The 11,376-nt window shown below is 55.3% G+C and carries 11 protein-coding genes; 1 reads left to right on the forward strand and 10 read right to left on the reverse strand.

The window, feature by feature from the left end; genetic code table 11:
• Nucleotides 1-370 precede the first annotated feature (370 nt).
• Together ABD76_RS18785 and ABD76_RS18790 are read right to left on the reverse strand one after the other, a co-directional pair.
• On the reverse strand, nt 371-541 hold the full coding sequence (locus ABD76_RS18785) for a CxxH/CxxC protein (RefSeq protein WP_006678705.1): 171 nt from the start codon (nt 539-541) through the stop codon (nt 371-373).
• Between the two features lie 126 nt (nt 542-667).
• Nucleotides 668-1,915 carry a S1C family serine protease gene (locus tag ABD76_RS18790; RefSeq protein WP_197258710.1) on the reverse strand — a complete coding sequence of 416 codons (1,248 nt, stop codon included), beginning with the start codon at nt 1,913-1,915 and terminating at the stop codon, nt 668-670.
• A gap of 267 nt (nt 1,916-2,182) precedes the next feature.
• On the opposite strand from ABD76_RS18790, the gene ABD76_RS18795 reads away from it, so the two are divergent.
• Complete coding sequence (locus ABD76_RS18795) at nt 2,183-2,389, forward strand: hypothetical protein (RefSeq protein WP_197258711.1); 207 nt, start codon at nt 2,183-2,185, stop codon at nt 2,387-2,389.
• Here ABD76_RS18795 and ABD76_RS18800 read toward each other — a convergent pair.
• The 8 genes from ABD76_RS18800 to ABD76_RS18835 all read right to left on the reverse strand — a co-directional run.
• Complete coding sequence (locus ABD76_RS18800) at nt 2,361-3,182, reverse strand: MBL fold metallo-hydrolase (RefSeq protein ID WP_197258712.1); 822 nt, start codon at nt 3,180-3,182, stop codon at nt 2,361-2,363. The two genes, ABD76_RS18795 and ABD76_RS18800, sit on opposite strands and share 29 nt — an antisense overlap.
• A complete protein-coding gene (gene yycI / locus ABD76_RS18805; protein WP_197258713.1) occupies nt 3,179-3,925 on the reverse strand; it encodes a two-component system regulatory protein YycI in 747 nt (248 codons plus the stop codon). The genes ABD76_RS18800 and yycI overlap by 4 nt, the downstream gene beginning before the upstream one ends.
• 53 nt (nt 3,926-3,978) lie before the next feature.
• Complete coding sequence (locus ABD76_RS18810) at nt 3,979-5,286, reverse strand: YycH family regulatory protein (RefSeq protein WP_197258714.1); 1,308 nt, start codon at nt 5,284-5,286, stop codon at nt 3,979-3,981.
• Nucleotides 5,283-7,136 (reverse strand): cell wall metabolism sensor histidine kinase WalK, encoded by a 1,854-nt coding sequence (gene walK / locus ABD76_RS18815; RefSeq protein WP_197258715.1) that lies wholly within the window; start codon nt 7,134-7,136, stop codon nt 5,283-5,285. The genes ABD76_RS18810 and walK overlap by 4 nt, the downstream gene beginning before the upstream one ends.
• Entirely contained in the window at nt 7,137-7,871 is a 735-nt protein-coding gene (gene yycF, locus ABD76_RS18820) for a response regulator YycF (protein WP_197258716.1), read from the reverse strand.
• A gap of 254 nt (nt 7,872-8,125) precedes the next feature.
• Nucleotides 8,126-9,658 (reverse strand): peptidoglycan DD-metalloendopeptidase family protein, encoded by a 1,533-nt coding sequence (locus tag ABD76_RS18825; protein ID WP_197258717.1) that lies wholly within the window; start codon nt 9,656-9,658, stop codon nt 8,126-8,128.
• Between the two features lie 598 nt (nt 9,659-10,256).
• Entirely contained in the window at nt 10,257-10,931 is a 675-nt protein-coding gene (locus tag ABD76_RS18830) for a spore coat protein (RefSeq protein WP_197258718.1), read from the reverse strand.
• A 241-nt stretch (nt 10,932-11,172) separates the two neighbouring features.
• The coding region (locus ABD76_RS18835; protein WP_197254502.1) for a transposase at nt 11,173-11,376 on the reverse strand (204 nt) is incomplete at its 5' end.

The raw sequence follows: 11,376 nt of genomic DNA on the forward strand, positions 1-11,376 counted from the left end.
TACAGACCATTCTCTCCCTTGGGCGATCCAATCCCCATTTTGATGTGCTCTGAACCATGGGGATAATGGCCATAAGCACAGACAGACCTCCCTCGTCCGCTCTCGAACTTACGGCATGTCCCCGCATATTTCCCTTATCCACTTAACCATCCGGGGCATCCCGCAAGCAGCGTCATCCGCATTCTGCCGTGCTGTGGATAACCGCATTTGCCCTTTCCTGCAGCCTTATCCACATGTGGACAACCTTTCTTCGGTTGACTTATCCCGTTTATCCACAGCGATGCTCACAAAAAAACAAGGGCCGCCAACCTTCCGGTTCAGCGCCCTTGCTCTTCCGTGCAGCGCACGATATTCTTTCTTCTCCTGTCCTTCACACGATAAGAAATTTGGCCTCCTGATCGCAATTCATGCAGCATTTGACCGGCTTCTCCCAATCGCTGAATTCGACCTCGTCCAAATCGACCAGATCGGGAGCATCCTCATACTCATCTACGAATTTATCGATTGCCAATTCTACGTGTTCTTTACAGACGACATACATGCATGTTTCCCTCTTTCTTGCCTTACCTGCTGTCAGTATTGGAAAAGTCATTGCTCCGGTTCCGGCGCTCCCCAACGAATTCAAACCGCCGCGGACATGCACCGTTCTCTTGTCATTGTGTCCCGATTAGTCCGGCTTATCCGCCAATATCACCTTTACCGTCATCAGCACGCCGTCGCGATAGAAATGAACGTCCATGCTATCGCCGATACGCTTCTTCTCATACAAATATTTGCGCAGCTCCAGAGTCGAGCCGATCTCCTGCTTATCGAACCGGACGATAACGTCGTTCAGCTTCAAGCCGGCCTGCTTGGCGGGGCCTGATGACTCCAGGACGATGACGCCCTCTCTCACGTCCTTCGGAAGACGAATGTCCTCGCGCTGTTCCTCGGTAATCGGCGCGTACGGATTGTTCACATCGACCGTATAGACGCCGAGATACGGCCGCACGACCTTGCCGTCCTCCATAATCTGTTCGACGGTCTCCATCACTTCATTGATCGGAATCGCGAAGCCCAATCCTTCCACGCCCGTAGTCGCGATCTTCATCGTATTGATGCCGATCACTTGGCCGTCAAGATTGACAAGCGCCCCGCCGCTGTTGCCTTCATTGATCGCGGCATCGGTCTGAATCACCGTCTGCTCCCAGTCGTATACCCCGTCCTGGTTCAGCGACACCGGAATCAGCCGGTTCGTATACCCGACGATTCCGGCCGTCAGCGACCCGCCGAAGCCGAGCGGATTGCCGAGGGCAATGACCGTCTCCCCGCGCCGAATCGTGCGGGAATCGCCAATCTCGGCTACCGCCGTCACGCCGGCGGCGTCAATCCGGACCACCGCGACGTCCATGACGCGATCCTTGCCGACGAGCTCGGCGTTCTTGCGCTGTCCGTTGTCCAGCACGACCTCCAATTCATCCGCGCCTTGAACGACATGCTCGTTCGTCAGCACATACGCCTTGCCCCCGTCCTGCTTGAAAATGACTCCGGAGCCGAGATTCATATCCTGCGCCACGCCGTCTTCATCGCCGATCTGCTTCTGCTTGTTGACCATGCTGACGACGGCCGGACTGACCTTGTCCGCAGCCTGAACGATCCGCTCGTACGGATCGTTCGCCATCGCATTGCCAGCGACGGCCACGGCGGGAGAGCCTGCCTCTCCCAAGCCGATCAGCCAGCTGTACAGCATGACGGCGACGAACGCGCTGATGATTGAACTGACCACGGCGACCTGCGCCGTGGACCATTTGCCGCTTCCTGACCGTTTAATCCGCTTCCAGCCGTCACGGGGAGCTGTGGTACGCCGATACCACCATCTGCGCTCGATCCGCCGTCTCACCTTCGGTGAGAAAAAATCATCCTCAAACAAGCTCATCCGAACCCACTCCCCTCAACCCCGGGCTCTCGCCACGTTCGGCTGCTGCTCCGACTCTATGCATCCTACTCCCCATTACACAGGAATGCCAGGCTTTCAAACGGTCAACACTATATATGAGATGCCTGCAGCGGACAGTTCATGCGTCAGGCATGTCATCATTTCATTTCCTCGTACATATTCTATCATACATCGTTCTCGTTGAGAGAAAAGAGACGGCATTGTAACTCTTTACCATCCTATTCCCTTGTGAAGGAGGAAATGCACATGAAAACAGCCTCTTCCGCTTGGTCGGACGTCAATATTGTGGGGCAGCTTGCCGACTTGAAGGAGGACCAGTACCGCCTTACGCTCGCCTTGTCCACCTTAATGGAGCTGCTGGTGGAGAAAGGGCTCATCACCGATGAGGACATCGCGCGCAAAGCGCATGAAGTCGATCGATGGCTTACCGGCGAACCGGAGACTTCTCGCTGACCGTATCCCATGCCGTGGGACGGTCATAATACGTATCTTTCAACTGGAACTCGCTCTCTTTGAAAAAATGGCCCTTGCTTTCCATTACGTCCTGCACCGTCATCCGGGCCAAATCCTGCATATTGTGATCCAGGCTCAAATGCGCCAAGTATGTACGGCGCGTGTTGCCGGTGACGACCTCGCACAGCGCCTCGCCCGCCGCATCGTTCGACAAATGGCCCAGATCGCTCAAAATGCGGCGCTTGATGTTCCATGGATAACGCCCGACGCGAAGCATCTCGACATCATGATTCGACTCCATGACGAGCACGTCGGAGTCGACGATCGCGTCACGGACCTTATCGCTCATGTAACCCAAGTCGGTCGCAACCGACAGCTTCGTCTCCCCCTCGAAAAAACGGTATGCTACCGGCTCGGCCGCATCATGCGAGATGCCGAACGACTCCACGCGCAGATCGCCGAAGTCGCGGGCTTCGCCGGTCTGCATGACGATGCGGTTCTCCTCCGCGATATTGCCGACATGCTTCTCCAGCGCGGCCCACGTTTTCTCGTTGGCATAGATGGGCAAATCGTATTTCCGCGCAAACGCGCCCAATCCTTTAATATGATCCGAATGCTCGTGCGTGACGAAAATCGCGTCGATCTGCTTGCCGGAGAGCCCCTGCTCCTCCAGGAGCTGCTCGGTCCGCTTGCAGCTCAGACCGACGTCGATCATCACCGTCGCGTCATCATTTTGAATCACGGTCGCATTCCCCGTCGAACCGCTCGACAACACTGAAAATCGTAAACTCATTTCTCGCTCTCCTTCTTTCCCGCTTGCGAACTGTCCACCGCTCCATTCATCGCATTTACGTAGTACACCTCGCCATTTTCGAGCAAAATCCGCCAGGATGGCGCCGCTACCTGCGTATCTGCATCGAAAAGCTGGCCGTGATACCCCAACTGGATATCCTTCACGATCGAGCCGGGCGCCAGCACGTTGTCGATCACGCTCTGCAGCGCTTTGGACGCGGACAAAATTTTCTGCTCCTGATTGACCTTCGGCTCGATCAATTCCACATATTGCTGACGGTAGGCCGTAATCTTCTGGCTGCGGGTGCTCAGCTCGAGCGTTACTTCGAATATCGGCAGCCCGTTCGCCAGCCGCTGGTGCAGCAGGAAGGTATCGACGCTTCCGCTGAACGAATCATAGCGATACATCTCAATATGGGGAATCTCTCCTTGCAGCCCGCGCACCAGATCCTTCTCCGAGAAAATGATGGTGCTGTCCTGCGGATTCTCCAGCGGCACCGGTTCCGGATCGCGCCGGACGAACCGGTACGTAATTTCGCGCAGCGCCGGGGTTTCCGCCGGTATTTTAGCCGTAACCTGAATTCTCTTCACGTCCATTATCTGGCGGGTCTCCTCGGAGAGCGACGTCCAGTCCAGATCGGAATGGAGCTGCTCGCGAATATCCTGCCACAGCTGGTAGCCGAGCACAATATTGAGCAGCAGGAACGCGTATATCAAAATATTTTTGGCCCGACTCCAATCCATGCCGATCCTCCTTTGCGCTTCATAATCCCGGTTCCCATCGAGCGGAAGCCGCCCTATTGCAGCAGCGTCGCCGAACCGTCATTGAACTTCACCTGCCACGTAGGGACCAAGTGAATCGTCTCCTTGCCGTAATGCGGCACGTAGACCGGATCGACGCTGACGATCTCATTCAGCCGCCCGAGCGCCTTCAGCTTGCTCAGCAAAGCGTCTCCCGCCGGAAGCTTGCGTATCTCCTTCTCGGCGGACCGGTTGAACAGCTGAATGAGCGAGCGCTCGTAATTGGTGACCGTTCCTTGCTGGATCGTCACCTGCATATAGCCGAAATGGAATTCCGGCGTGCTGACGATCGGGTATGAGCCCCAATACTGCTCGAACCGCATGACGACTCCGCGTTCATTCGCGCCGCCGTACAATCCAGACTGTCTCTCGTTCGGACCGGGCAGCGTGAAGCGGTATTTCCCGTTCCACCCGCCATGCTGGTTGATGAAGCGGACCGCTGAAGTCGCATCCGCCGCGACATCCTGCTTCCCTTCCGTCGTCACCGCCGGATCGGAATAGATAATCCAGTGCTCTCCCCGGTTGATCTCCAGACCCCGCTTGGCGTCGGTATAAATTTCGGAGTTACCGGCGACGATATTTTTCGTCAAAGTGGGGTCGAAGAACAGGCTGCGCTGCATCTGCTCCACCGTAATCCGCTCGTACGGCATCTCTACCTCCACCGCCTCCAGCGGTTCCTCCGGCAGATAGAACATGCCGCCGACCATGCGGTATGGCGTCCAGGTGCGGCCGAATTCGATCTGCTGCGCGACATCCTGCACCGTAAGATCGGCCCGTGTCGATTCATAGACCGCGTCTCCCTTCGCATTGAAGAAGTACACCCTCACCTCGTTCGACTCGGGATTGGCATACAGCCACATCCGCTTGATTGTCTCGTCCATGAAGGTGGTGTCATCCCCAAGCGGGAATACCCGCTGCAGCAGCTTTGCCGGAACCGGCGAGTTGAACCTCAGCTCGATCCCTTCGTTCTGCTTCCGGACCCGTTCCCAATCGACCGATGAGACCGGACGGTATTGGAAGCCGTCATACGTCCGGCCCTGCAGACGCTTCATGATAATATTGTAGAACGTTGTCCCTGGATACAGCATCGTATGCTTGTCTTCTCCCAGATGAAGAATCATCTGTTCCGGGAAGACGAGATTTTCCAGCCGTTCCTCCGGTCCGAGCGGCTCCGTTTTGATATAGTCGCTGGACGTCTTCTTCTCGAAATTGTAATTCGGCATGCTATACATCAGGAAGAAGCTCTGGAGGAGGCTAAGCAGCACAAGCACGGTGAGCAATATCGTCTTCAGCCGCTCGATCATACGCTTGGGTCACTCCCTTCGGCCGACACCGGAAGGGTGAAGGTCACCTTGGTGCCTTCGTTCCATTCCGACTCGATTCGGATATCCCCGCCATGCGCCCGCACAATTTCCCGGGCAATGGACAACCCCAGACCGGTTCCTCCCATATTTCTCGATCGTGCCTTATCGACACGGTAGAAGCGTTCGAAGATACGCTCCAGATCCTTTTGCGGAATGCCAATGCCGTTGTCGCTGACGTTCACCTCAACGTTCGGCCTTCCTTCCCGGAATACGGCGGACAAGGTGACCTCGCCTCCATCCGGCGTATATTTCAACGCATTCGACACGAGATTGTCGAGCAGTTGATCAATCTGGTCGCGGTCGATGACGACCGGAATATTGCTTCCCTCGACCGAGGCCTTGGCCGTAATCCGCTTCTTGCGGAACTGGAAGGAGAAGCGATCGAGCACATCCTCCAGCATCTCGGCAATGTCGGTCGGCTGTTTGCGCATAATCGCCTGCTTCGAATCAAGCCGCGACAGATGAAGCAGATCCGTCACGAGCCGGATCATCCGTTCGGTCTCATTGCGGATAACGCCGACGAAGCGCCCGGACAGCTCCTTCTCCTCCAGGGCGCCGTCCTCCAGCGCTTCCGCATAGCTCTTGATCGTCGTGAGCGGCGTGCGCAGCTCATGCGACACATTCGCGACGAATTCGCGCCGCGATTGCTCCAGCTTCTCCTGCTCGGTCACATCCTGCAGGACGACAATCGAGCCGGTCATGCCTTCGCCGCGGCGATGAATCGGGGTGAACGAGACCCGCAGCACCGTATCGCCCCCGGGCTGAGCCGCATCGCCGTCCCCGCGCGCCGGGAGCAGCATCCCGTTGTTCTCCCCGCTGACGAGTTGCTCGACCTGCCGATCGGGAATGCTGAGCAGCCCGGCGATCGACCGGCCCAAGGCATCCGCCTCCCGAATTTCCAGCATGAGGCAAGCCCGGCGGTTGACGAGAATGACTTGTCCCGCTTCGTCCGTCGCGATAACGCCGTCGCTCATATTGGTCAGAATGGAAGCCAGCTTTTCCTTCTCTTCCTCATTCGCATTGAGCGCTTCCTGCAGCCGCCGCGTCATATAGTTGAACGCCTCGCTCAGCTGTCCGATCTCGTCCGTGCCGAGCACCGGAACTTCGCCATCGAAGTTCCCTTCCGCCACCTTCGTCGCCTGCTTCGTTATCTCCTTGATCGGCTGCGTAATCGTATGGGCGAGAATGATGCCCAGCACCGCCGTCAGGCCGAGCGCGATCGCCATCCCCGAGAAGAAGATGCGGTTGATTCCGTTGATCGTCTCGTACAGCTCCTTCATCGACGCGACGATATACAAGGCCCCGACCAGCTTCCCGTTCGAGTAGACGGGCTGGGCCACAATCTGCTTGCGCACGTTCTTGTCATCGATGATAACTTCCTCGTTATAGCTGATGCCCTGCAGCGCGCGGTTCACGACCGGCTCCGTATTTTTGCGTCCGACATATTCCGTGCTCGTCTGCGAGGAGGTCGTCAACACCCGGCCCGTCGCATCCAGCACCTGAATCTCCATACCGTTCATATTGATGAAGTTGCGTACGAACCGATCAATCTCTTTGATCGTATTCGGATTGTCTACCGTCTCATCGCCCTTCAACGTCTGGCCCGTATAATGAGACAGCAGCCCTGCCGTATTGCGCAGATCCCGGGAAAAGTTCAGCGTCAATGAATTCTTCATCGAGCTGACGAAGTACACACCGATTAATTGCATCGCGATCAGAATGAGCAATACGTAAATAATGATCAGCTTCGCTTGAATCGTGCGAAAAAACCGGCCGATCCCCCGCTTCATTTAGAAGCCCCCGTTACGCGGGTTGCGCATCATATAACCTAGGCCCCGCCGCGTAATGATGTATTCCGGCTTGCTCGGATCATCCTCAATCTTCTCGCGCAGGCGGCGAATCGTAACGTCTACCGTACGGACATCGCCGAAATATTCATACCCCCATACTGCCTGCAGCAGATGCTCCCGAGTCATGACCTTGCCTGCATTTCGAACCAGATAATGAAGCAGCTCGTACTCCCGGTGGGTCAGATCGAGCATTTCCTTGTTCTTGTACACGACATACATGTCGGTGTCAATCAGCAGCTCATGCAGCCGCAAGCCGTGCTTTTCGCCGTTATCCGCGCCCTGCTCATCGGCCGCCGCTTGGGCGTTCGCCTTGTTCTGCCTCCGCAGATGCGCCTTGACCCGCGCCAGCATCTCGCGCGTGCTGAACGGCTTCGTCACATAATCGTCCGCGCCCATCTCCAGCCCGAGCACCTTGTCCAACTCCGTGTCCTTCGCCGTGAGCATAATGATCGGCATATGAAGATGCTGTCTGATCTCCCGGCACACATCCATTCCGTCCTTCACCGGCAGCATCAGATCGAGCAGAATCAGGTCCGGCTTCTCCGACAGCGCCAGTTCGACCGCCGTACCGCCGTCGAAGGCGCAGATGACCTCGTACCCTTCCTTTTCCAGATTGAATTTGAGAATATCCGCTATCGGCTGCTCATCATCCACTACGAGAATTTTGCCGTGCATGAAGCCACACCTCTCTCTATCTTGAAAATATCCCCTGTTATGATTCGGTTCCAACTTGTCATGAATCGATAGAATCAGTTCATACGATCCGTGCCCCTCTATATTACCATATTTGCCGGCACATCCCGAATGTCAACCCCGGATTGGACAAATTTAATAAATTCTTCTGCGCCGTACGCTTTCGTTCCGGCTCTGCCATGGATGCACCAAAAAGAGGCGGGAGTGATTCTCCCGCCTCGGTATCGGTTAAACAATTATAAGTATTTTAAAGGATTCTGGACTACATCGTTCACATGAATCTCAAAATGAAGATGCGTGCCCGTCGAATTGCCCGTATTGCCCATCACGCCAATATCTTGTCCCTTCTCGACAATATCGCCGACATCGACGTTAATGGAGTTGAGATGGCCGTACAGCGTCTTGTAGCCGTTGTTATGGTCGACGATGATGGCATTGCCATAGCCGCTCTTCTGTCCGGCAAAAATGACGACGCCTTCGTCCGCTGCCATAATGGAGCGGTCGGACGATACAAGATCGATGCCCTTATGCGTCCGGCCCCAGCGGCTGCCGAAGCCGCTAGTCAGCGTAGCCCCGTTGACGGGCCAATCGAAGGTGCCTGTCCCTTCGCCGCGCACCACCTTCGTTCCGCGCAAAATAATCTCGGGAACGGAAGGCTCGATCACCTCTTGCTCAATCCACTCTTCATGAGTCAGCTTGCCGTTATCCTTCGTCAGACGGTACGACATACGCTTCAGCCCCTGCTTGCCCTTGCGCACGACCTTCGATTCGCCGGCGCGCATATCCGGATCCTCCTTAATGATCCGCTGCGGCTCCGTCACCAAATATTCGCTATACGCTTCTACGGTCTTCACCGTTATCATCGGCTTCGCATCGGTCAGATCCAACTCTTGTCCCGGCTTCAGCACTTCTTCCCCGACATTCGGATTGTTGCGGTAGATTGTTTCCAACGGCACATTCTTCTTTTTGGCGATCGAAGAGAGCGTATCTCCCTCCTTCACCGTATACTGGACCGGCTTGGTGACCCCGGTCGTCAGCATTCGGAGCGCCTCCTCGGGCTGAAGCACCTGCTGCGGGTCGGTATTGCTCTCCTCCATGCTTACCCGCTCGCGGAACTCAACCGATTCCACCCGTGACATCGCCTTCGTCGCATTCGCGGAACGAACCGGCGCGGACAGCACTTTGACCTCCTTGGCCGATTTGCCTGTGCCCGCCTTGCCGGAATACTTCGACTTAATCTGGGCAAGAATCTTCTCCGCCGTCGCTTCATCCTTCACGATGCCGATGCTCTTGCCGTTCACCTTGAGCTGGACGCCAGCCGCATACGGCTTCAATGCGCGATCCAGCTTGGCAATCGTCTCGGCCGTCGTCGGCTTCGCCTTGAACCCGGAATCCGGCTCTGTACGGATATTCTTCGTGTCGAGCTGAATATGGGCGTTCGGATATTTTCCTTGCTCTTCCTGCTGCTTCTTCGCATAGAACGACTCCAGCTCGTCCAGGCTAGAGACCGTTCCTACCCATTCATTATTGTTATATACGTGAAAATACGCTACCGTATTGGCATGAACATAAGCGGTTCCGCCCCAGATCGATGCAGCGATAAGCGCTGCGCCCCCCAGAGTCAGACCAAGTTGCTTCCGGTGAACAGCGATCCACTGTTGAACGGATTCCGGCATCATCCGACGCCACGCTGTCTTCCATTGTTGCCACCGGCTGCCTGAGATCGAATTCTTCTCATCCTTCCGGTGATCGCTATCGTAACGTTCCATGTCAGTCTCCTTTTGCTTTCACATCTGATATCAAGACTTCTGCGCCGATTACAACGGGACATCGAACGGTGGCCAGGCATGCTTGTACGCGATGTACCGGCAAGGCTCGATTCCCTGTATCCGTATCCTTTCTGTCTCTGCATCATGCTGCGGACCCCGACAAATGGTTAAAGTTTTGTCATCTTTTTTCCACCTTTAATACTGTAACATAGGTCGGAAGAACAATGCAACTGACGAAAAAAATGGGCAAAAATAAGGAGATTTTCGGTTTTTCGTTCCATTCCCGTTCAAAAAGGGCGGTTTTCGGCACCGAGAAGGTTGCTTGAACCTGAGCAGTTGCTTTCGTAGCGAGTTTTGCTGCGCAAAGCTTGTAAGGGACAGCGCAATGTAGGTTAGGCTATACGAGCAGTGGACTTCGAGGGTGAACGCCAGATTCAATGCAGAGTTACCTCCTGAATCACTTCGTGATCAAAAGCGAACTTTTTGAACATCCACTAAAAAACACGGATATGGTGCACCTGCTATGCAAGTTGCGCCATATCCGTGTTTTTTATGCATGATTGGCAAGCTGTCGGCCTTGAATGCACCCGGCGAAGAGTTAAGGCGTTCCCGTTCCTTCCGGAGCGCTCGCTTCGTCATTGGCCTCGGATGATGCGTCCGGCTCCTCCGCCTTGTCTGGCTTGCCCTTCAACCATTCGAGCATCTGCCCGTATTCTTCGTCATTCAAATACTTCGCCAAAATCTGCTCGGCTTCCGTCAGCTCCGCCGCCGTTAAGCCGTCCTCCATCAAGGTAGACAGCCGCTGCATTTCCTCCTGGGGCAGCTTCTTCATCAAGGTGGCGAATAGCTGCTCCTTGTCGGATGCGGGAATCTCTTCTTTATTGCGGGACAGCGCATCCGGGGAGATGACGACCCGCTCCCGCTCCGCCGCCTCGGCGGAAGAGATTCCGCCCATCACAGGCAGCGCTCCATCACCCGGATCCTCCTTCGGCGGATCGGCTGCTTTCTTGCCTGCTGCCGGCGCTTGCGGACTCTGCGGCGTCTGCTTGCTGCTGTCCGGCTGCGCCGCCTTGCCTCCGCTTCCGAACAGCTCCCCCCACATCGTCGTAAGCGTGAGAGAAGGCCGCTCTATCGGAATCTGAAACGTATTCAATGCCGATTGAATATAGCGGTCGACGACGACCGCCGTCGTAGCGATCGTAATGAATCCGGATAATACGCTGACCGTCACGATGATGGCGATCAGGCGAATAATGCGTAGCGTCATGCGCATAATGATGCCTCCCAGACAGCTATCCGTCCATCTAGCAAAGGAAAAGAGAACGGATAGAGTTGCAATTGTGTTACTGCTTAGTATGCCCACAACTACGCAAATCAAAACCACCCGTCCAACGGGTGGTTTGCACTTGGGGTATAACCCCCTGTTGCCAAACTGCGCCTAAAGACGCTAGCCTGACAATTAAATTGTTCAGGCTCAGTGTAACTTGTCACTTTCACTTACCAGTTAAACTGGTTTACTTCTTCTTGCTACTGTTTCTGTTGAACGGATCTTCATACTCTTTCACACTCAGTTTATCAACTGCTTGGTCATGTGCTTCCTGTTCACGTATATATTTTGCGACAGTTGCTTCGTTTAAGCCTACTGTGCTGACGTAGTAGCCCTCCGCCCAAAATTTCCGATTGCCATATTTATACTTCAGGCTGGCATGCTTCTCGAA

The organism is Paenibacillus dendritiformis (assembly GCF_015845845.1).
GTDB classification, from domain to species: domain Bacteria; phylum Bacillota; class Bacilli; order Paenibacillales; family Paenibacillaceae; genus Paenibacillus_B; species Paenibacillus_B dendritiformis_C.